The organism is Ruegeria sp. HKCCA6707 (assembly GCF_013033515.1).
Taxonomy (GTDB): Bacteria; Pseudomonadota; Alphaproteobacteria; order Rhodobacterales; family Rhodobacteraceae; genus Ruegeria.
In genome coordinates this window covers 346194-367135 of sequence record NZ_WQEG01000003.1, presented here as the reverse complement: position 1 = coordinate 367135, position 20942 = coordinate 346194, and the positions used below count along the sequence as shown (strand labels likewise).

Annotated in this window: 17 protein-coding genes; 12 read left to right on the top strand and 5 right to left on the bottom strand. The window is 58.1% G+C overall.

The features are described from left to right. Nucleotides 1–831: 831 nt before the first annotated feature. From GOW40_RS10295 to GOW40_RS10275, 5 genes are all read left to right on the top strand, one after another. Entirely contained in the window at nt 832–1122 is a 291-nt protein-coding gene (locus GOW40_RS10295) for a hypothetical protein (protein ID WP_171099865.1), read from the top strand. A gap of 12 nt (nt 1123–1134) precedes the next feature. Beyond that, nucleotides 1135–1575, top strand: coding sequence for a hypothetical protein (locus GOW40_RS10290; RefSeq protein WP_171130186.1), 441 nt, complete (start codon nt 1135–1137; stop codon nt 1573–1575). Nucleotides 1576–1737: 162 nt separating this feature from the next. Next, nucleotides 1738–2337, top strand: coding sequence for a superoxide dismutase (locus GOW40_RS10285; RefSeq protein ID WP_171130184.1), 600 nt, complete (start codon nt 1738–1740; stop codon nt 2335–2337). A gap of 393 nt (nt 2338–2730) precedes the next feature. After that, entirely contained in the window at nt 2731–3219 is a 489-nt protein-coding gene (locus GOW40_RS22055) for a hypothetical protein (protein ID WP_217352276.1), read from the top strand. Nucleotides 3220–3528: 309 nt separating this feature from the next. Continuing rightward, nucleotides 3529–3981, top strand: coding sequence for a host attachment protein (locus tag GOW40_RS10275; protein WP_171130182.1), 453 nt, complete (start codon nt 3529–3531; stop codon nt 3979–3981). A 40-nt stretch (nt 3982–4021) separates the two neighbouring features. On the opposite strand, the gene GOW40_RS10270 is transcribed toward GOW40_RS10275, so the two are convergent. After that, nucleotides 4022–4573, bottom strand: a complete 552-nt coding sequence (locus GOW40_RS10270; RefSeq protein ID WP_171130179.1) for a TIGR00730 family Rossman fold protein — start codon at nt 4571–4573, stop codon at nt 4022–4024. Between the two features lie 126 nt (nt 4574–4699). Between GOW40_RS10270 and GOW40_RS10265 the strand changes: the two genes are divergently transcribed. Both GOW40_RS10265 and GOW40_RS10260 read left to right on the top strand, forming a co-directional pair. Further along, nucleotides 4700–6106 carry a LysM peptidoglycan-binding domain-containing protein gene (locus GOW40_RS10265; protein WP_171130177.1) on the top strand — a complete coding sequence of 469 codons (1407 nt, stop codon included), beginning with the start codon at nt 4700–4702 and terminating at the stop codon, nt 6104–6106. 59 nt (nt 6107–6165) lie between these two features. Continuing rightward, on the top strand, nt 6166–7989 hold the full coding sequence (locus tag GOW40_RS10260; protein WP_171130175.1) for an ABC transporter ATP-binding protein/permease: 1824 nt from the start codon (nt 6166–6168) through the stop codon (nt 7987–7989). Nucleotides 7990–7991: 2 nt separating this feature from the next. Here the strand turns inward: GOW40_RS10260 and GOW40_RS10255 are convergent, their stop codons facing one another. The 3 genes from GOW40_RS10255 to GOW40_RS10245 form a co-directional block, all read right to left on the bottom strand. After that, nucleotides 7992–8693, bottom strand: a complete 702-nt coding sequence (locus GOW40_RS10255; protein ID WP_171130173.1) for a DNA helicase — start codon at nt 8691–8693, stop codon at nt 7992–7994. Between the two features lie 225 nt (nt 8694–8918). Further along, nucleotides 8919–12704 (bottom strand): efflux RND transporter permease subunit, encoded by a 3786-nt coding sequence (locus GOW40_RS10250; protein ID WP_171130171.1) that lies wholly within the window; start codon nt 12702–12704, stop codon nt 8919–8921. Beyond that, on the bottom strand, nt 12701–13930 hold the full coding sequence (locus GOW40_RS10245; RefSeq protein ID WP_171130169.1) for an efflux RND transporter periplasmic adaptor subunit: 1230 nt from the start codon (nt 13928–13930) through the stop codon (nt 12701–12703). Before GOW40_RS10245 ends, GOW40_RS10250 begins: the two co-directional genes overlap by 4 nt. 227 nt (nt 13931–14157) lie before the next feature. On the opposite strand from GOW40_RS10245, the gene GOW40_RS10240 reads away from it, so the two are divergent. The 5 genes from GOW40_RS10240 to GOW40_RS10220 all read left to right on the top strand — a co-directional run bounded on the left by GOW40_RS10240 (nt 14158) and on the right by GOW40_RS10220 (nt 19510). Beyond that, the gene (locus GOW40_RS10240; RefSeq protein ID WP_171130167.1) at nt 14158–14829 is read left to right on the top strand and encodes a tetratricopeptide repeat protein; all 672 of its coding nucleotides are present in this window, start codon (nt 14158–14160) and stop codon (nt 14827–14829) included. A 42-nt stretch (nt 14830–14871) separates the two neighbouring features. Next, the gene (locus GOW40_RS10235) at nt 14872–16194 is read left to right on the top strand and encodes a PQQ-like beta-propeller repeat protein (protein ID WP_171130165.1); all 1323 of its coding nucleotides are present in this window, start codon (nt 14872–14874) and stop codon (nt 16192–16194) included. Between the two features lie 49 nt (nt 16195–16243). Then, nucleotides 16244–17707 carry a ribosome biogenesis GTPase Der gene (gene der, locus GOW40_RS10230; protein ID WP_171099842.1) on the top strand — a complete coding sequence of 488 codons (1464 nt, stop codon included), beginning with the start codon at nt 16244–16246 and terminating at the stop codon, nt 17705–17707. 166 nt (nt 17708–17873) lie between these two features. Beyond that, the gene (locus GOW40_RS10225) at nt 17874–18860 is read left to right on the top strand and encodes a fatty acid desaturase (RefSeq protein WP_171099840.1); all 987 of its coding nucleotides are present in this window, start codon (nt 17874–17876) and stop codon (nt 18858–18860) included. An 89-nt stretch (nt 18861–18949) separates the two neighbouring features. Beyond that, a complete protein-coding gene (locus tag GOW40_RS10220) occupies nt 18950–19510 on the top strand; it encodes a helix-hairpin-helix domain-containing protein (protein ID WP_171130163.1) in 561 nt (186 codons plus the stop codon). Nucleotides 19511–19564: 54 nt separating this feature from the next. On the opposite strand, the gene serS is transcribed toward GOW40_RS10220, so the two are convergent. Continuing rightward, nucleotides 19565–20857, bottom strand: coding sequence for a serine--tRNA ligase (gene serS, locus GOW40_RS10215; protein ID WP_171230951.1), 1293 nt, complete (start codon nt 20855–20857; stop codon nt 19565–19567). Between the last annotated feature and the right edge of the window lie 85 nt (nt 20858–20942).

The following is a 20942-nucleotide window of genomic DNA, read 5'->3' as shown; positions in this document are numbered from 1 at the left end:
TTGCTTCGGTTTGCCTTGCATTTCAGCGCTCGACATCATTCATCTCTAGATAGATTGAATTTTGTTCCCATAATCTATTGCGAGAATTTTTTCGCTCCGCTATCGTACCCGTAATAAAGAAATAGTGTACGGATTTTTAAGGGTTTATGCGCAAAAAGATTGCGTCTGCATTGTGTATTGCAGCATTTTTAGTGTCTTCTTCGGAAACAGTCGCCGAGTCATATTCCGAAAGTTTCGAATGTACGTTTGATCGTGGACTTGCGAACCTATCGACCCCCACGCGGGTTGTGTTTTCGGTCGATGAATCTCGGCGCTCTGCATTGTTACACCAGGTCGATATTCCCGGAATCGTCACCAGCAGGCTTGCAGCAAGCATCGATCGGGATAGCTTCCGCCTTATTTCGATTTCCTGGCCCGGTGACACATACCTGTTTGCTGCAACCAATCGGCCCACGCATGCTGGCGATAATCGAAGCAGAATTCGCGATTTAAGATAAACAGAGTTTTCCCTTTTTCTTGATCGGGGAAACAACCAAGCCATCGTGCGATCGAAGGTCGCTGACGGGGCTTCTCTGATCGGAAACGCAAAGGGGAAGTGCGTTCCCGTAGATCTCAACAATTGAAAGCAAACAAAAGGGTACGATTTTGAAAACAAAGGTTATTGCATTTGCAATTGGTGTTTCGCTTTTACCGTTAACGGCTGCAGCGCAGTCCTACTAAGAGACATTTGAATGTAGTTTCGCAAAAGGTCTTGCAAACCGACCAACCCCTTCGAAAGTTATCTTCTCAGTGGATGAATTTGGTCGATCTGTCGTTTTGCACGACGTCGAGATGCCCAAGATAACTACAAGGCCCGGGACGGGGCGGGTCAAACGCGACACGTTACGCGTATTGTCGATCACCTGGAGCGGTGAAACATATGTTTTCGCGGATAGTGGGCGGTCATATGCGTCCAACGAGTCGAGATACGATGCTGTTGATCTTCTGGATGTCGATTTCTCGCTGACACTGGATCGTCGAAACATGAAAGCGATCGCGAAATCGAAAACCTCGGTGGCCTATGCCTCGCGAGATGGTTTTGCCGATGGCTCCTGCACAAAAATTACAAATCCAAACAGCTAATAGGGGACAGGAATGAAAACGAAACTGCTTACGATAGCATTCGCAATGATGGCCTGCGGCGCAAACGCCGCCGTGCAGAACTATGATTGCCAATTGCACAGTATCGAGGCGCAGGGTTGGATTCCGCAGCGCGTGATCCTGAGCGTTGATACAGACGGCAAACAAGCCCGCGCCTTCGACGGCCATATTCGCGAGTCCAACAATCTGGCAGGCTTGGAAGAATTCACACCAGCTAAAGCCAAGCTTAAGACAACCTCGAAGGGCGAGTATCGTCTGACATGGAAAGTCAGATTGTCGTCCAATGGCAGCCGCCGGTACCGCGTGAACTATATTGCGACACTGGATCCACAAACCAACCAGTTGGGCCTGCGGGCGACATTCCCAATGGACGGCCTTTCGAACAGGCCCAGTGGTGAGGGCCCTTGCAAGTTGATCGAAACAAGCCTTTTCTGAATACGCAAAGTGATCAAAAGGTCGCGCGCTGATCAAGATGGCCGCGCGACCCAAAACGTTTGACGCTGGTGCGGCTTTTCTTGTCTCTGCCCTTGACCTGCGGCCCTTGCCAAAGCATTTAACCCTTGGAAACTGCAACATTCATTTCAACAGGGGGCCGAGATGGCTTTTGAACTTCCTGATCTTCCTTATGCACATGACGCGCTGGCAGCCAAAGGCATGTCGGCCGAGACGCTGGAATATCACCACGACCTGCACCACAAGGCCTATGTCGACAATGGCAACAAGCTGATCGCAGGCACCGAGTGGGACGGCAAGTCGCTGGAAGAGATCATCGTTGGCACCTACGACAAGTCCGCGGTCGCGCAGAACGGTATCTTCAACAACATCAGCCAGTTGTGGAACCACAACCAGTTCTGGGAGATGATGGGCCCCGGCGGCAACGCCATGCCTGGTGAGTTGGAAAAGGCTCTGACCGAAAGCTTCGGTTCGGTTGATGAATTCAAATCGCAATTCAGCGCGGCCGGTGCCGGTCAGTTCGGCTCGGGCTGGGCCTGGCTGGTCAAGAACGCAGACGGCTCGCTGGCCGTCACCAAGACCGAGAACGGCGTGAACCCGCTGTGCTTTGGCCAGACCGCGCTGCTGGGCTGCGATGTGTGGGAGCATTCCTACTACATCGATTTCCGCAACAAACGCCCGGCCTACCTGTCGAACTTCCTCGACAATCTGGTGAACTGGGAAAACGTCGCCTCGCGCATGTGATCCGACGAATAGCCGTTTGATGGCCCGTCGGCAGAGATGCCGGCGGGCTTTTTGTTTGGAGTGTATTTGCCCGGATCGCTTTTGCTTCTTCTGAAAGTCGTAGCGGAGCCCAAGTTGGTGGCTAGCGATCCGTAAGTTGCCACCCCGAACAATTCGACCTGATTGCAGGCAAGGCTCTGTTTATGTTCATAGCGGGAGAACACGCGATCAGCATCGAGCGCAGTCATATATGTGGACCGGAAGGATCGGACTACCTGAGAGCGATTTGACAGGCGTTGCGCTTTATATCATTTTTGCAGTTGCAAGACGCTGCCCCCTCGAAGCTTCTTATAATTTTGTTGACGTCTTGTGAGTAGCAAGCCCGTCATTAGATGAACGCCGGGGGGGCGTGATATGCGCCAATTTCTGTTAGTTTTTGTTCTTTGTTTGGCTGGATGCGGTGAAGCATCCCGGGGCTTTTCGGAAACAGAATACTTGCAAAATATAGATAATTATTTGCAGGCGGATGATCGTTGTGGAGTACATCGATATGTGGTCTTGCGACCACGTGCTCTTTACCGCGACGACGAGTTATCAAGGGAATTGCGCGATTTTGTGAGGAATTCACGCGAGGAATGCTCCCCACCTGTCAGACCTGGCTCGAATGGTTCAAGAACTGATCAGCAGGGGAACACTCTAGAAAATGCAAACAATCGCACTACGCGAGCGACAGCCGACAATGGAACCAACAGCGCCGAAACGAACTCAAAAGAGTCGGACGGACTAGAACGGGACGAAAATGAGAGTGAAAGCGGCGCCAGCAATGGCAAAGGCAATGGCAACCGCAACGGTAACGGCAAAGGAAATGGCAACGGCAATGGCAAAGGAAATGGTAAAAAGTAATCTCGTCCGAGCCAAAAACAGCACCATCGAAACGGCAGTTTTGTCTGCTTAGCAGACCTTGAAAACCGCGTGTACGCCGAGGCGACCTTATCGCTTCACCACAGGAGAAAACCTGCCGAGGCGCCAACTTTCGAGCTGACGCCTATTGTACGGCCCCCCGCAATACCTAGCTATAGTAGGCGGGAGGGAGAAATCCGCCAAATACTTGATAAACAACAGCGTTGTGCACCGAGAATGCCTGGGCACACGTCGCGAGAGTTGTACCAAAAATCGAAGGGAAACAAGAGTTAACCGATACAGGAGATCACCATGGCAGCACTTGAACAGGGAACTTGGGTCATTATCGCAGACGGCGAAAAGGCGCTGGTGATGGAGAACATCACGGATGCGCAGGACCCGAATCTTGTGATCGTATCCGTCGAAGAGCAGGACGGCGCGCCTTTGAAACCCTCTGATCGGGCCGGGCGGCGCTATGACGCCGGGCCGAACCAGAAATCGGCAGTTTCGGAAGGGACGTGGAAAACGCACGCAAAAACGCTCTTTGTTCAGGATGTCGCCAACTTATTAAATAAAAAGGGCCTGAAAGGGCGTTTTGACCGGTTGGTTCTGGTCGCAAGCCCCCATGTTCTGGGCCTGTTGCGCCGCAGGTTGCACAGCAAGGTGCTGAAGAAAGTGGTGGCCGAGGTCGACAAGACCCTCACCAACCACCCGCTGCACAAGGTCGAAAGGCTGTTGACGGACCGGCTGGCAAAGCCTGCCTGATGCGGGTCACAGGCTCGGGCGGTACGGGCCGCCCGGCGCCTCAGGTCAGATGCGTGCGTAAAGCCTCCATAGCTGTTTCCGCATCCTCGACCCAGGTGACAAATTCAGCCAGTGAGGCATCGGCAAAGCCCTGATCGATCACCTGTTCCAGCAGGGCTTTCAACGCATCCCAATAGCCATCCACATTCATCACCAAAATGGGCTTTTCATGCAGGCCCAGCTGTCGCCATGTCAGGGCCTCGAACAATTCATCCAGTGATCCCGGACCGCCCGGCAAGACGACCACGGCGTCGGCATTCATGATCATCACCTTCTTGCGCTCGTGCATTGTTTCGGTGATCACGAAATGGGTCAGGTCGGTCTTGCCGACTTCGCGTTGCACCAGATGCACGGGGATCACGCCAAAGGTCTCGCCCCCGGCGGCTTGTGCGGATCGGGCCACTTCGCCCATCAGGCCCACATCTCCGGCCCCGTAGACCAGCCGCCAGCCTTCCTGCGCCAGTAAGCTACCGAATTGCTGTGCGGCCTGCGTATAGGACAAATTTACACCATTGCGTGACCCGCAATACACACAGACGGACTTCAGGGGCATATTTGTGTTTCTCCGGGCTTGTGTCTGAGGTTTTGACCCCTGATAGCGGGATTGATAGATTGTCTCAACCGCCGGGCAGAAAGCTTGCGAGACAAGGCGTTTCTGCGGCGGAATGGAAGGATAGGGATGGACGACAAGTCGGGAAGCAATGGCAGCGGATCGTTTGTCTGGGGAACGATCGCCGGTATCGCCGCAGTGATTGCTGCTGGCGGGTTGTATTTGTCGGGGTATTTCGGCACTGCGCCGCAAGAGGCAGAGGTTGAGCCTGTTGAAGCCTCGGCCCCTCAAACGTCTACCGCGCCGACACCAGAGACAGATCCCGCGCCGGATACAGCCAGCGCCCCGGCTGTTTCGGCCGACGAGGATGTAGCAGAGCCAGCCAAGACCGCAGAGGCGACCGGGCAGCCCGCTGCCGAGGACCCCGCCGCAGAAGAACCAAAGCCGCAACCCGAGATCGCCACGCCAACTCTGGACCAGATTTTTGTCGAACGCGATGGCTCGGCCCTGCTGTCAGGCAGCGGACAGCCTGGCACAAAGGTCAGCGTCAAGCTGGACGGTGAGACGCTGCATGACTTCATGGTTGATAGCAGCGGCCAGTTTGCCGAGTTCGTTTCGATCCCATTTGCGAACAATGCCCGCGGACTGGTTTTGGAAACCGGAGATGGTGCTGAGCTGCGTCGGTCCGACGACTATGTAATCGCGGCTTTGCCGGAACCTGAACCCGCGCCCGCGACGGACGCACCGCAGCCTGAAAGCGCCAACACTGAAACTGCAGCCTTGGACGCAACGGAGGAAGATCAGACAGAGGCCTCGCCAACTGTCAGCAATCAGCCTGACGATGAGGTCGCCAGCGAAGCGGACGAGAACGCGACAGGCCAAGAGAAGGTTGAGGTCGCCACGGCAACACCCGAGCCAAACTCGGAAGCGCCAGCTCAGACTGCCGAAGACACGACAACCGAGACAGAAGAACCGCAACAGCAGGTGGCGATCCTGCGTTCTGGGGAGGAAGGGGTGGAGCTATTGACGCCGCCCACCGTGAACGAAGCGCCGCCCAAACAGATTGAACTGGATACGATCGGCTATTCGGACACGGGTGAAGTTGAGCTGACAGGCCGTGTTCAAGCGGAATCTTCCGTACGCCTGTATTTAAACAACGAGTTGGTCGCCGATCTCAATCCATCGGATGACGGTGACTGGCGCGGCGAAGTTGAAGGCATCGATCCCGGCGTCTATACGCTGCGCGTGGACGAGGTTGATGACGCTGGCACCGTGGTCAGCCGGTTGGAGACACCATTCAAACGCGAACCGGTTGAAGTATTGCAGGCGGCTGAGGCTGCGGCGACACCTGACCCAGGGGCAGAGGTGCCGACAATTCGGTCTGTCACAGTTCAACGCGGCGACACGTTGTGGGCGATATCGCGAGAACGGTTCGGCGATGGAATCCTTTACGTCAAACTGTTCGAAGCAAACCGGGATTCGATCCGCGATCCTGATTTGATCTATCCCGGTCAAATCTTTACCGTCCCGGAATGATACTCGCCTCTGGCCCGTTCTGGGCCCGGGCCACTTTCTGAACAAAACCAAGGCACGCCATGAGACGTAAGGGCGCGACCCAATCCGAAGATATGCCTGACGCTGACGAACGTCGCTCGGGTTTGCGCACGATCCGCAAGGTGGCGCCTTACCTGTGGCCCGATGATCAGCCTTGGGTGAAACGTCGTGTTGTTCTGGCGTTGTCCATGCTGGTTCTGGCCAAGCTGATCGCGGTTTACACGCCGATCCTTTATAAGGGCGCGGTGGACAGTCTGGCCGGTGAAGGCGTTCCGCCCTTGGCTTTGGGGGCCGTTGGCTTGACCGTTGCCTATGGTGTGGCGCGCATGATGACCGTTGGGTTCCAACAGTTGCGCGATGCTCTTTTTGCCCCTGTCGGGCAGAGGGCACTGCGGGCGCTGGCGCTTGAGACGTTCCAACATATCCATCAGCTTTCGATGCGCTATCACGTGGCACGCCGAACTGGTGGGTTGAGCCGTATCATTGAACGCGGTGTCAAAGGGGTCGAGTTTCTGCTGCGGTTCCTTCTGTTCTCGATCGGCCCGTTGATCCTTGAACTGTTGTTGGTCGCAATCGTTCTGATGTGGCTGTTTGATGTGTGGTATCTGGTTGTCGTGGCCGCCACGATCGCGCTCTATATCTGGTTCACTTTTGCCGTGACCGAATGGCGGGTAAAGCTGCGGCGTGAGATGAACGATCAGGACACCGAGGCCAACCAACGTGCCATCGACAGCCTTCTGAATTTCGAAACTGTTAAGTATTTCAATGCCGAGCAGCGCGAAGCTGAACGCTATGATGTGTCGATGAAGGCTTATGCAGGTGCGGCACTCAAGACAGCCTATTCGCTGGCGTTTCTGAATTTCGGTCAGTCGATGCTGATCACCGGGGGTCTGATCGGTGTGATGGTTCTGGCCGCGTTTGGGGTGCAGAACGGTTCGCTGACCGTGGGCGATTTTGTCATGGTCAACGCCTATATGATCCAGATCACCGTGCCGTTGAATTTCCTGGGAACGGTGTATCGCGAGATTCGCCAATCTCTGGTGGATATGGGGCAGATGTTCGACCTGCTGGAACAACCTGCCGAAGTGGTCGACAAGGCCTGCGCTCCGAACCTGCGCGTGCAGGGCGGTGCGGTGACGCTGGAGGATGTGCACTTCGGCTATGATCCCGACCGAGAGATCCTCAAGGGCGTGTCATTGACCGTTCCCGCAGGCAAGACTGTGGCGATTGTGGGCGCGACCGGCTCGGGCAAATCCACCATCGGGCGGTTGCTGTTTCGCTTCTATGACGTCACCGGCGGTGCGCTGAAGATCGACGGCCAGGATGTGCGCGATGTCACGCAGTCCAGCCTGCATGCCGCGATTGGGGTTGTTCCCCAGGACACGGTGCTGTTCAACGACACAATCCGATACAACATCGCCTATGGCCGCGACAATGCCACACAAGCTGATGTGGAAGAGGCCGCCAAGGCCGCGCAGATCCACGACTTCATCGAAACGCTGCCGCAAGGCTATGACACCAAGGTGGGTGAGCGCGGGCTGAAACTGTCAGGCGGTGAGAAACAGCGCGTCGGCATCGCCCGGACATTGCTGAAAAACCCGCCCATCCTGCTGCTGGATGAGGCGACCTCGGCGCTGGACACCGACACGGAGCAGGAGATCAAGGATGCCCTGGCCCGTGCCGGAGAGGGGCGCACCGTCATCACCATCGCTCACCGTCTCAGCACCATCGCCGAGGCTGACCTCATCGTGGTGCTCGAACGTGGCGAGATAATCGAGCAGGGCACCCATGACGACCTTCTGGCACGCGAGGGGCGCTATGCCCAGCTCTGGAACCGTCAGCAATCGGATGTGCAGGCCGCCTGACCTCAGGCTGCGAGATCAATCTGGAGCTTGCCCTGATGCAAAAAGAGAATCCGGTCGAACAGCGACAGGTCCAGTGGATTGGGCAGGCGTATGTCTGACCGGTCGGGCATGGGCTTGCCGCTCAGATCAAAGGATCGGTCGATTTGTGAGATCAGGACGCAGATCGCGCCGGTGGCCTTGGCATAGTCGCGCAGGGCAAGGGCCTGATCGTTCAGGCTGGGATTGCTTCGCTTTTGGTCCAGCAGTTGCAAATAATCCACCACGATCAGGGCAGGGCGCTGCGCCTGTTCCACGCGGCTGATGTCATAGCTCGCGGATACGTCATCCGAGGTATCAACACAGAGCGCCTTTTGCGCTTCTGACAGCCCCAACGCTTGCAGGCGATCCGCGATGTCGCGTTGGTGATAGTCGAGGGTAAAGAAGTATCCGTCTCGTCCCAGCGTTTTGGCCTTTGAGGCCAGTTCCAGCCCCAACAGCGTTTTGCCTTGGTCGGGTCTGGCCCCAAGCAAGATCAACTGTCCTGGCTCCAGCCGTGACAGGATCTTCGTTGCGGCTGTGTCGCTGGACGATGCGAGATGGCTCCAGCTTTGGAATCCTTCTTGTTGTGCAATTCGGTCCAGCGCTTCGTGCAATGGGATTGCGCGCTGACGGGCAAGCTGTTTGGCCTGTCGTTTCAACACATAGATGGGGGCGGATAAAAGCATAGGTGGTCCTCCTCTTCCGAGCAGCCGATGCAATCCCTCCTTATGCGTGCGCTCGAATGAGTCGGGTTCAGATTGGATCAACTCCGCATGACAGATGCTTCCCGGATGGAGGGCGGAGGCCCGAGCAAGACCTTAAGGAAGAGTGCCCAAAATCAGCCCCCAAGACAAGGTTCAAAACGAAAACAGGGCCTGCCATTGGCAAGCCCTGTGATCAATGCTGAGGGGTCATTCAGCCGCGCGAAGCGGGGGGCCGGGGGGCAGGTCCAGCTCAGGATCGCGCGGTTTGCTTGGGGGCGGGGCCTCGCCCTCGGTCCATACAATTTCTGTCGATTGCATGTTGCGGGCGGTGCGTCCGATGGCCATGTCGCGTGCGATCTGGCTGGACCGGCCAGCGGTGACCCGTGCCAGCGACTTGGCGATCCAGACGATATAGGTGGTCACCCAGACCCGCAGCGCCAGCAGCGAGGGCGTCACAATCAGCGTCAGCACCGTGGCGGTGCCCAGGCCAAAGACCACGGCGGTGGCCAGCTGTTTCCACCACAGCGCGGTGGGGCTGTCGATCGAATAGCCGCCGCCGATAAAGTCCAGCGACAGGCCGAACATCATCGGTGTCAGGCCCGCCATCGTGGTCAGCGTGGTCAACAGAACCGGGCGAATCCGCGCCTCGGCCGTGCGCACGATGGCGTCGATCCGGGGCATATAGCGGCTGTATTCCTGATATGTGTCGATCAGAACGATATTGTTGTTCACCACGATCCCCGCCAGCGCCACGATGCCTGTACCGGTCATGATGATCGAGAAAGGCTGTTCCATCACGATCATGCCGATCAGAACACCGGTGGTCGACAGGACCACGGCCAGCAGGACCAGAACCGAGTTGTAGAACGAGTTGAACTGCGCCAGCAGGATCACGAACATCAGGCCCAAAGCGGCCAGGAACGCGCTGGACAGGAAGGCCTGGCTTTCGGCCTGATCTTCCTGGTCACCGGTCCATTCCCAGGACACAGAACTGGCGAAGGGCGACGTGTTAAGCCATTCGGTCAGAACCGCGATCCGTTCGTTCGGGTTGACCAAGGAAAACCGCGCGTCGCCATCATCGATCATTGCGCGCAAGGCGTCCACGCTGTCCGCTCCGGTCAGTTGCACCAGTTCATAGGTTTTACCGTCTGCGCTGGTGATCACGGTGCCCGCAGGCTCGGCCCCGTCGGCCACTTCGCGAACCAGAGCCTGACGTTGCTCGGACCCGTCCGCGCTAGTGGTGACCACTTTGCTGAGGCCAGGTTCGACATCCGCCTTCACGTCATAGTACCGCTGCTGATCCACACGGTTGATCTGCGCCAGCTTTGCGACCGGCTTGCGGGTCACAAAGTTCGACAGCGGAACCAACCCGTCCGGTGTGCGTACTTTGAGCGTATCGAGCGTAGACAAGACGCGATCCTGATCGGGCAGACGGACGCGTATCTCGATTTCTTCGTCGGTGCTGTCGGGGCGCATCTCGCCCAGCAGGATACCGCGCGTGACCAGTTGCACCATGGCACCCACCGTGGCCACATCCGCGCCAAAGCGACCGGCCTTGGCCACATCCACGTCGATCTGCCAGTCGATGCCGGGCAGGGGCAATGTGTCTTCGATCTTGATCAGGCCCGGTGTGTTGTCGAACGCCTCGCGCGCCGCCAGCGTGGCCGAGGTCAGATCCTCCCAGCCTTCGCCCTTGATGCGCAGATGAACGGGCTTGGCCGAGGCCGGGCCTTGTTCCAGCGGCAGGATTTCGACGACAAAACCGGGCAGTTGCGCCAGCTGCGCGTTCAGCTCATCAATCACAAAGTCGCCATCAAATTCGGGCGCGACGAAATGCCGGTCAAACAGACCCCAGAACACGGTTTCCGAGACGTTCGGGCGGTCTTCCCAGGGGATGATCTCGAACTGAACCTGGCCGATTGTATCGGCAGGCGGTTGGGCTCCACCATTGTTCTGGTTCAGTCCGCCTTCGCCAGCGAAGGCAAAGACGTTGATCACCGCAGGGTGGGCCGCGATGACCTCTTCAGCGGCCAGAACCAGTTGGTCTTTTTCAGCCAGCGATACGTTGCCGCGTGCGCGGACATAGGCGGTGGCCTGCTCTGGTTCGCTTTCGACAAAGAACTCCACACCCCGGGATTCCTGCGGGAACCAGACGAAGGTGACGTAGAATACCACCCCGAACACAGCCGCCAACGACACCAGCGGCATCACCGGGTTGCCAACGAGGAATTTCATCAGATAGCCGAACGGCGTGTGTTCCTTCGTGGTTTGGATACGCTCTTCGCGGTTGCGTTCGATCTTTGCCGCGCTCAGCGTTACCGAACCTGCAAACGCGCCGAACAGGAACAGGAGTGCCCCCAAGACGACCCCGCCGCCGGGCACCAGATAGTCAGGGTTCAGCATCTGCATCGCGCCCAGGAAAATCATGTAAAGCGCCGGGGGCACCAGCAGCGCCCGGACCCACCACGGTGTGCGTGCCCGCAGCCAGTTCGAAATACGATCAAATACGCGGCTCAGGCGGCCCGATACCCCACCCATCACCGGCAGGTAGATCAGCGCCACAATCAGCGAGGCCGAGAGAACAAAGATCAGCGTGACGGGCAACATGCCCATGAACTCACCGGGCACACCGGGCCAGAACAACATGGGCAAGAAGGCACAGAGGGTTGTGGCGGTGGATGAAACAATGGGCCAGAACATGCGTTGCGCTGCCTCGACATAGGCGTGCATCGGGCCAACGCCTTCTTTGATGCGCTTGTCGGCGTATTCCACGACCACGATAGCACCATCGACCAGCATTCCGACGGCCAGGATCAGACCGAACATCACGATGTTCGAGATCGTGACGCCCATGACGGCAAGGAAGGCAAAACACAGCAGGAACGAGGTGGGGATCGCAAAGCCGACCAGCAGCGCCGCCCGTGTACCCAGGGACGCCAGCACCACGATCATCACCAGTGCGATCGCCGTCAGAACCGAGCCTTCAAGCTGTCCGACCATTGACGCAACGATACGGCTTTGGTCATTCGAGGTGCCCAGGGTGACGGCGGCCTGTAGCTCGGGTGGCCATTTCGTCTGCGCCTCGGCGATGGTCTCTTTCACCAGTGCGACTGTGTCGATCAGGTTGAAGCCCTTACGCTTGACCACCTGCAAAGCTACAGTTGCTTCGCCATCAAAACGGGCCGTACCTTCGCGATCTTCGAATGTGTAATTGATCTGCGCCAGCTCGCCCAAGGTAACCACCCGGTCACCATTGACCTTGACGGGCAGACCATAGACATCCTGCGCGGTCTTGAACGACGAGGGGATCTTGACCGAGAATGTCCCTTGCGCTGTTTCCACCTCACCCGCCGCGATCAATTGGTTGTTGTTTTGCACAACATTGATCAGCTCTGCTGCGGTGACGTTGTAAGATTCCAGTCGAAGCGGGTCGATCACGACCTCAAGCATCTCATCGCGGTTGCCCGCAATACCGGCCTCAAGCACCGCGTCAAGCGCTTCAAGCTCGTCCTGCAAATCTTTGGCGACGCGGGCCATAGTCCGCTCGGGTACGGCACCGGTCAGATTGACGATGACAATGGGGAATTCCGAGAAATTGATCTCGGTCAGCGTGTATTGTTCGGCCCCGGCGGGGAAATCCGCCTGCGCGCTGTTCATGGCATCGCGTACGTCGGCAGTAATGGCCGTTTTGTCCCAACCAAAGTCGAACTCGAGCGCGACACCGGCATAGCCTTCGGCAGCGGTGGCGGTCATTTCCTTCAGACCGTCCAGATCGGCCAGCTCGGTCTCCATCGGTTTGACAAGCAGGCTTTCTGAATCTTCTGCCGAAATACCGGGGAATTGCACCGATACAAAGAGAGCCGGGATTTCGATATCCGGCTCACCTTCTTTGGGCAGACTGACATAGGCAAACCCGCCGATGATCAGCGAAATCGCAATAAAGGCCAGGACCATCCTGGCACGATCTGCAGCCCAACTGACAACACCGGTCATTGCGACGCTTCCCGATAGGTGGGCGCGACCTGGACGCCGCGCGTGACAAATTCCTGGCCGACAACAATAACATCAGCCGTTTCGGCCAGCCCTCCGACCCAGACGCCTTCGGACGTGTCGCGCAGCAGACGGATGGGCATGAAGTCCACCACGTTGCCAGCTCCCACGGTTCTGACACCCAATGTGCCATCGTTGTTCAGGGTAAGAGCCGATTGTGGCAGCTTGTGGGCTTTCACGCCTTCCGCCGCGATCTGAATGTCAGCCGTCTGGCCATCCCGGATCAGAAGCTCGGGGTTTGGAACGGTGATTTCCACTTCGAACGTGCGGGTCGTTTCATCGGCGGAACGGCTCAGGAAGGTAACACGACCTTCGACCTGCAGGCCTGTTACCAGCTGCGCCTGCGCCATCGAGCCGACAAGGATGCGGTTCACCTCGGTTTCCGGGACAAAACCCACCAGTTTGATCGGGTTCAGTTGGATCACGGTGGCGCAAAGCGATCCGGGCTGCATCAGGCTGCCCAGCTCGGCGGTGTCACTTTCCAACAAACCACGGAAAGGAGCTTTGATGGCAAGTCGACCCATTTCGCGCTGCGCGGCAGCGACCTCGGCACTTGCGGCTTCGATACCTGCTTGCGTTGCCTCAAGTCCGGCCTCGGCAGATTTCACACCGGCAAGGGCAGAACTCATCGCAGCTTCACTTGAAATACGGCGCGTTTCCGACCCGAACCCTGTCTCAGAGAGTTTACGGGCAGCCTTCAGATTGATGTCCGCCTCGGCCACAAGTGCGTGGGCTTCTTCAAGGCGGGCTTCGGCTTCGGGTACACGGCTTTCGGCCTCGAGTTGAGCGGCCAATGCCTCGGCAAGGCTGGCCTGACGCGTGCCAACGTCGAGTTCGCACAACAAATCGCCGGCCTCGACGAAGGCGCCTTTGCGTTTTGGCTCGGATACAACCGTCGATGTCGTTTCTGCCAGAACTTCGACCTGACGGTTCGCCTTGGTCTGCCCGCGCAACTGAACGGCACTGCCGATTTCCTGGGCTGTGGAGCGCAATACAACGACTCCAATCGCGTTTTCAGACGACGCCGTGACGTCAGCTTCGGCAGATGCGGGTATCTCTGTTTCTGAGTCTTCGCGTCCGGCAAAGGCAAACAATGCATCACGCTCGAACACTACGAAATAGAGCACGGTGATGACCAATGCGGCGTTTACGAATGAAATCAAACGCATGTGAAGCCTCTTTAACATCTACAGCCGGAAAAACCAAAGACTCAGTATGCCATGAAGTGGGGTCAGAATCCCAATTTGTCCATACTGAACTGAATAGTTCGGTTTAGTTTTTTTAGCAAGCCCTGCGGCTATAGGGGGAAATGTGAGGAAACCGACCCTTGGCTTGCCCAAAGCACCGGGGTATGACATGGCGCTAGGAAATCGAGAAATACAGCCTGGGGGCGGGGATGAGCGACGTCGACAGTTTCATTGATGAGGTCACCGAAGAGGTGCGCCGCGACCGCATGTATCTGCTGCTTCGGCGATGGGGCTGGGTCGGCGTGGTCGCAGTTGTGGCCATCGTTGGTGGGGCCGCCTTCAATGAATACCGCAAAGCCAGCAAAGCGGCACAAGCTGAGGCGCTGGGCGACTCCATTTTGGCCGCGTTGCAGCAAAACAACTCGGCCGAGCGCGCCAACAGCCTTCAAGCCGTGGTCACAGAGACACCCGGAGAAGACGCAATCTTGAAGATGCTTCTGGCCGAGTCGCAGGTTCAAAACGGCAATCTTGACGAAGCGGTCGCCAACCTGAACGCGGTCGCCGTTCAGGGCGACCTGCCGGAAATCTACCGCGCAATGGCCACTTTCAAAGCGCTGTTGCTTCAATCGGAAAGCCTGCCTGCGGCGGATCGCCGGCAACAATTCGAAGCATTGACCGCGCCAGGTGCGCCGTTGCGGCTGTTGGCCGAAGAACAGATAGCTCTGATAGATGTGGCTGAGGGCAATACCCAAGCTGCTCTGGATCGTCTACAAACCCTGCGTCAGGACGCCGAAGCCAGCACCAGCTTGCAACAGCGCGCGGCGCAGATGATTGTCGCCTTGGGGGGCGAGCCCGAGCCGGTTGTGGCCCCGCAGGGCTAACCGGCGATCAGAGGAAGAAATGACAGGCGGGTTCAAAGACACATGGTAACACGACTTTTCCCACGCTTCGGCCTCGCGACTGCGGCGCTGGCCCTGACGGTGCTGAGCGCCTGTGAAGAACCCGAAATCATTCTGCCCGGCCCGCGTGAGGATATTCGGCCCGTCATCGACAACGAAACGATAGCCATTTCCGGGGCCAGCCCGATCAGCCTTCCGGCCCAGACCAACAATGCGAGTTGGGCACAAAGCCCGGGCACTCAGGCATTCCGCACCACTCATGCCGCGCTCAGTTCTGCGCCTCAACGGATCTGGTCGGCCTCGATTGGCAAAGGGGATAGCCGAAAAGAGCGGATCACAGCGGACCCGGTTGTTGCTGGGGAGCTGATCTATACGCTGGATTCGGGCGCGACCGTCTCGGCGGTGAATGCGCAAGGGCAGGTTGCCTGGCAGACCGGTCTGATCCCGGCCAGCGAGAAAGAGGGCGACGCCACGGGCGGCGGCATGGCCTATGCAAATGGTGTGCTCTATGTCTCGTCCGGGTTTGGTCGTCTCACGGCAATTGATGCGCAATCCGGTGCGATCCGCTGGCAGAAACGCCTGAACGCGACCGGCAGCGGAGCGCCGCTGGTCAGCGATGGGTTGCTCTATGTTGTTGCAGGCGATGAAACCGCTTGGGTGGTCGATACCAAAGACGGGCGCATCGCCTGGCAGATTCAGGGTACACCCAGCGTGGGCAATGTGCTGGGTGCGCCTGCTCCGGTGCTCGCCTCTGATCTGGCTGTCTTTGCCTTTGGCTCGGGCGACATCGCAGCCGCGTTCCGCCGGGGTGGTATTCGCCGCTGGAACGCATCGGTTGCAGGCGGGCGGCGCGGACGCGCTGCGGCGCTGATCGTCGATGTAACCGGCGGGCCGATGGTTGTTGGCAACACTGTCTATATCGGTAACCACTCTGGCCGGACTGTCGCGTTAGACGGCGCCACGGGTGAGCGGAACTGGACCGCGCTGGAAGGGGCTGTTGATACCGTCTGGCCTGCGGGCAACAGCATATTCCTGATCAGTGACCGCAGCCAGTTGGTGCGTCTTGACGCGGCGGACGGTTCGATCGTGTGGGCACAGGACTTGCCGGGTTTTATCAAGGACAAGCCCGGTCGGCGTGGTCCGATTGTGGCCCATTATGGCCCGATCCTGGCCGGTGGCCGTATCGTGATTGCCTCAAACGATGGTTTTTTGCGGTTCTTCAACCCGGTTGACGGAGCGCTTGTGCATCAGGTCGAGGTGCCGGGTGGGGCAACCACCGCGCCGGTTGTGGCGGGGCAGACGCTCTATGTCGTGTCGACCAAGGGTGATCTACACGCTTTCCGTTGACCGCAAGATGCGCTAAAGGGCGCATCTTGAGTCTTGAAAGTTGAGTATCATGTCGCTGACCCTCGCCATCGTGGGGCGCCCGAATGTGGGCAAATCCACCTTGTTCAACCGCCTTGTGGGCAAACGTCTGGCCTTGGTCGACGACCAGCCTGGCGTGACGCGCGACCTGCGCGAAGGCGAAGGCCGTCTGGGCGATCTGCGCTTTACCGTGATTGATACCGCCGGGCTTGAGGATGCAACCGATGACAGCCTGCAAGGCCGGATGCGCCGCCTGACCGAACGTGCGGTTGATATGGCTGATGTCTGCCTGTTCATGATCGATGCGCGCTCCGGTCTGACCCCAACCGACGAGATGTTCGCCGAAATCCTGCGCAAACGCGCCAAGCATGTGATCCTGGCGGCCAATAAGGCCGAAGGGTCGGCGGCAGATGCCGGTGTGCTTGAAGCCTATAACCTTGGGCTTGGAGAACCTGTGCGCCTGTCGGGCGAACATGGCGAAGGGATGACCGACCTCTATGCGCAGCTGATGCCTTTGGCCGATGCAGCGGCCGAGACGGCGCAGGACGACACACCGGAAACCGATATCGAGCTGGACGAAGATGGTGAGGGCGATGCGCCGCTGATCTCGGACGCCAAGCCATTGCAAGTGGCCGTGGTGGGCCGCCCGAACGCAGGCAAATCGACGCTGATCAACAAGATCATCGGCGAAGATCGCCTGCTGACGGGCCCCGAGGCCGGGATTACCCGCGACGCGATCAGCTTGCGCGTCGACTGGGCTGACCCGGATGGCGGCAGCACGCCAATGCGGATTTTCGACACCGCCGGAATGCGCAAAAAGGCCAAGGTGCAGGAGAAACTTGAGAAGCTCTCGGTCTCGGACGGGCTGCGCGCGGTGAAATTTGCCGAAGTTGTGGTGGTTCTGCTGGACGCGGCCATTCCGTTCGAACAGCAGGACTTGCGCATTGCCGATCTGGCCGAGCGCGAGGGCCGTGCCGTTGTGGTGGCCGTGAACAAATGGGACGTTGAGGATAACAAGCAGGAGAAACTGCGTGATCTGAAAGAATCCTTCGAACGTCTGTTGCCGCAGCTGCGCGGCGCCCCCCTGATCACCGTATCAGCCAAGACGGGTCGGGGGCTAGAGCGTCTGCGCGCCGCGATCCTGCGCGCCCATGACGTCTGGAACCGTCGTGTGCCAACCGCTGCGCTGAACCGCTGGCTGACGGCGATGCTGGAGCAACACCCGCCACCGGCCCCTCAGGGCCGCCGTATCAAACTGCGCTATATGACCCAGGCCAAGACACGGCCGCCGGGTTTTGTTGTCATGTGCTCGCACCCGGACAAGATGCCCGAAAGCTATAGCCGTTATCTGGTCAACGGGCTTCGTGAAGATTTCGATATGCCCGGAACTCCGATCCGCCTGACGCTGCGCGGGCAGGGCGACAAGAACCCCTATAAGGGCCGGCGCAAGAAAAATGCCGGCGCACTGGCCAAGCATCTGAAAGGACGGGCGTAACCGCGCCAATTTTCAGCATTTTTGTTCTCAGGGCGTGACAGGCTAGTGTCATCGCGATACCCTTAACCTGCGCGCCTCCCGTTTTGCGTGCAAGCTGCTTGTCTGCGGGTCAACCGCATCTAGTTTGAAAGGTGAATTGGCCGGGCCACTGTGGGGACAGGACTGGATGGATCTGAGAGAATACACAAGACAATATGCGGTGCAGGACAATCGACTGGCTGCGTTGAGCTATTTTGGAACCTTTGCGGTGTATTTCGCGTCGCTGGCGCTGGCGATCGCCTATGTTCACCAGTGGTACATCATGCTGCCCGCAGGCATCGTCTTTGCCTTTTCCGCTGTGCGTCTCTATGTGCTTCAGCATGATTGCGGCCATCATTCCCTGTTCGAAACACGCGCGCAAAATGAATGGGCCGGGCATGGTTTGTCGCCCTTCACCTTTGCCCCCTTTGAGGTGATGAAGCAGAACCATAACCTGCATCATTCGGGCATCGGCAACCTGGAGCATCGCGAAACCGGTGAAATCCACACCATGACCTTGCGGGAATGGAACGCAGCCGACTGGAAAACGCGCCTGTTTTACAGGCTTTATCGCAATCCGTTCATCCTTGTGCCGGTGGGCGCTCTGTTCACCTATTTCATTCGTTATCGCTGGCCCAAGAACACGCTGCGCTTTGGTGTGACCGGAGTTATTCTGCACAACCTGTCCATCGTGGTTTTCCTTGGGCTGCTCTATCTGATCGCCGGAGCGACCGGTGTGCTGGTCTGGCTGGTCTTTTCCTTTGTGGGCGGGATGCTGGGCGTCTTTCTGGTGTATCTGCAACACAATTTCGAAGACACCTATTGGGACCGTAGACCCGAATTGGATCCGAAAATTGCAGCGCTTCAAGGCTCGTCCGCGCTGGATTTCGGGTGGTGGTTCGACAATGCGGTGGCGTGTATCACGCTGCATGACATCCACCATTTCAACGCGCGCATCCCATCCTACCGGTTGCGGGCCTGCCACTATAACCTGCCCGAAGAGTACACCCCGCGGCGGATCAAATTCCCCGAGGCGGTGGCGGCTTTGAACCTGAAACTTTGGGATGAGGATGCCAAACGCCTGGTGCCGTTTCCAAAGCCCGACTCAGACATCAGGTTGGCGCAGAGCAGTTAGCAGCGAAACTTCTGTTCAAGGCATAGGCTTGCGTAGGTGTATATGCTGTGTATATACCGTTTCCTGAGACGTTAGTGAGAGGACCAACAATGACAGCAGTTACCGAGGTGCGCGGAGTGGGGTCAGCATTGGCTCAGGCTTTGAGTGGTGCCGGTTTCAAGACGGCCGAAGACCTGGCCAAGGCCACACCTGAGGATCTGCTGAAGGTTCCACGTATCGGTTCCGCGCGTGCGGTTGCTCTGATCGCGGCTGCGAAACAGGCGGGTCAGACGAAACCGGTGGCCAAGGCACCGGCCACGCGCAAGCCCGCTGCACGCAAACCCGCGACCAGATCGGCGACGCGCCGGTCCACTGCTGCTGCCAAAAAGGCGGCGGCGGAAAAGAAAGCGGCCGAGCAGAAAGCAGCGGAAGAAAAGGCAGCGGCAGAAAAAGCTGCAGCAGAAAAGGCTGCTGCCGAGGCGAAGGCCAAGAAAAAGGCCAAGGCCAAAGCCAAGGCCGAAAAAGCCGCCAAAAAGAAATCCGAGATCGAAACCGCCTTCAAGAAAGCCAAAGAGAAGGTGAAGGAAAAGTCCAAGAAGGACAAAAAGTCCAAATCGAAGGACAAGAAAAAATCGGATAAGAAAAAGGATAAGAAAAAGGCGAAGAAGTAAACCTTCCTCGCCCGTTGTATCGGAACCGGTTCGTCTGCCGACGCGCCGGTTTTCTTATATCAGCGTTCCGTCCGCTGTCAGAGTACGTTTGCCACCCAGATAGGGCGCAAGCACTTCGGGCAGGGTGACAGTGCCGTCTGCATTCTGACCGTTTTCCAAGACCGCAATCAGGCAACGGCCGACGGCCAGGCCCGAGCCGTTCAGCGTGTGAACATATTCCGGCTTGCCACCACTTTCGGGGCGGAAACGCGCGTTCATGCGGCGGGCCTGAAAGGCGCCGGTGGTCGAGACCGAGCTGATCTCGCGATACGCGTCCTGACCGGGCAACCAGGCTTCGATATCGAAGGTCCGGCGCGCGCCAAAGCCCATATCCCCGGTGCACAGGACAACGGTGCGATAGGGGATGCCCAACTGCTCCAACAAATCCTCAGCGCAGCGCAGCATGCGTTTCTGCTCCTCATCGGATTTGTCCGGATGGGTGATCGAGACCATCTCGACCTTTTCGAACTGGTGCTGGCGCAGCATCCCGGCGGTATCCTTACCAGCGCTGCCAGCCTCGGACCGGAAACAGGCGGTATGGGCGGTCATGCGAATGGGCAGGGCGGCTTCGTCCAGAATGTCACCCGCCACCGAATAGGTCAGGGTAACCTCGGACGTGGGGATCAACCACCAGCCATTGGTGGTTTGATAGCTCTCTTCGCCGAATTTCGGCAGTTTGTCGGTGCCGTACATCGCCTCGTCCCGGACCAGAACCGGAACTTGCATTTCGGTCAATCCGTTCTTGTCGATATGGGTGTCCAGCATGAACTGAGACAGCGCGCGGTGAATCCGCGCGACGCCTTTGGACAGGTTCACAAAGCGGCTGCCGCTGGTCTTGGCCGCTGTTTCGAAATCCATGCCAGCAGCGACGGCAGGGATTTCATAGTGCTCTTTTGGCTCGAAATCGAACGCGCGTGGTGTGCCCCAGCGGCTGACCTCGACATTGTGGTCTTCGTCAGCCCCTTGCGGGACGTCATCGGCAGGCAGGTTGGGAATGCGCGCAAGTTGATCGGTCAGCAGAGCATCAAGGTCCTTGGCCTCGGTCTGCATTCGAGCGATCTCGGCCTTCTTCTCGGCGACCAAGGCGCGCAGCCGCTCAAACTCGGCCTCATCTCCGCGACCCTTGGCTGCGCCGACCTCTTTGCTGGCCTTGTTCTGTTCAGCCTGTGCGGTTTCAGCTGCCAGGATCTTGGCCCGGCGGCTCTCGTCCAGTCGCAACAGATCTGACGACACCGGCGCGTCCCCACGGCGCGCAAGGGCGGCGTCGAAGGCGGCAGGGTTTTCGCGAATGGCGCGGATGTCGTGCATATCTCAGATCCTTGATAGGTGAATCACTGAAGCTGCTTATGCACCATATGGCTGCAAGGGTGTAGCACTGGTTGCCCAAATTGCG

Coding starts and splice junctions, on each gene's coding strand:
- GOW40_RS22055 (WP_217352276.1), top strand. CDS start 2,731: ATGCGCCAATTTCTGTTAGTTTTTGTTCTTTGTTTGGCTGGATGCGGT.
- serS (WP_171230951.1), bottom strand. CDS start 20,857: ATGCACGACATCCGCGCCATTCGCGAAAACCCTGCCGCCTTCGACGCC.
- GOW40_RS10265 (WP_171130177.1), top strand. CDS start 4,700: ATGGACGACAAGTCGGGAAGCAATGGCAGCGGATCGTTTGTCTGGGGA.
- GOW40_RS10260 (WP_171130175.1), top strand. CDS start 6,166: ATGAGACGTAAGGGCGCGACCCAATCCGAAGATATGCCTGACGCTGAC.
- GOW40_RS10220 (WP_171130163.1), top strand. CDS start 18,950: ATGACAGCAGTTACCGAGGTGCGCGGAGTGGGGTCAGCATTGGCTCAG.
- der (WP_171099842.1), top strand. CDS start 16,244: ATGTCGCTGACCCTCGCCATCGTGGGGCGCCCGAATGTGGGCAAATCC.
- GOW40_RS10245 (WP_171130169.1), bottom strand. CDS start 13,930: ATGCGTTTGATTTCATTCGTAAACGCCGCATTGGTCATCACCGTGCTC.
- GOW40_RS10235 (WP_171130165.1), top strand. CDS start 14,872: ATGGTAACACGACTTTTCCCACGCTTCGGCCTCGCGACTGCGGCGCTG.
- GOW40_RS10255 (WP_171130173.1), bottom strand. CDS start 8,693: ATGCTTTTATCCGCCCCCATCTATGTGTTGAAACGACAGGCCAAACAG.
- GOW40_RS10290 (WP_171130186.1), top strand. CDS start 1,135: ATGAAAACGAAACTGCTTACGATAGCATTCGCAATGATGGCCTGCGGC.
- GOW40_RS10240 (WP_171130167.1), top strand. CDS start 14,158: ATGAGCGACGTCGACAGTTTCATTGATGAGGTCACCGAAGAGGTGCGC.
- GOW40_RS10275 (WP_171130182.1), top strand. CDS start 3,529: ATGGCAGCACTTGAACAGGGAACTTGGGTCATTATCGCAGACGGCGAA.
- GOW40_RS10225 (WP_171099840.1), top strand. CDS start 17,874: ATGGATCTGAGAGAATACACAAGACAATATGCGGTGCAGGACAATCGA.
- GOW40_RS10270 (WP_171130179.1), bottom strand. CDS start 4,573: ATGCCCCTGAAGTCCGTCTGTGTGTATTGCGGGTCACGCAATGGTGTA.
- GOW40_RS10250 (WP_171130171.1), bottom strand. CDS start 12,704: ATGACCGGTGTTGTCAGTTGGGCTGCAGATCGTGCCAGGATGGTCCTG.
- GOW40_RS10295 (WP_171099865.1), top strand. CDS start 832: ATGCCCAAGATAACTACAAGGCCCGGGACGGGGCGGGTCAAACGCGAC.
- GOW40_RS10285 (WP_171130184.1), top strand. CDS start 1,738: ATGGCTTTTGAACTTCCTGATCTTCCTTATGCACATGACGCGCTGGCA.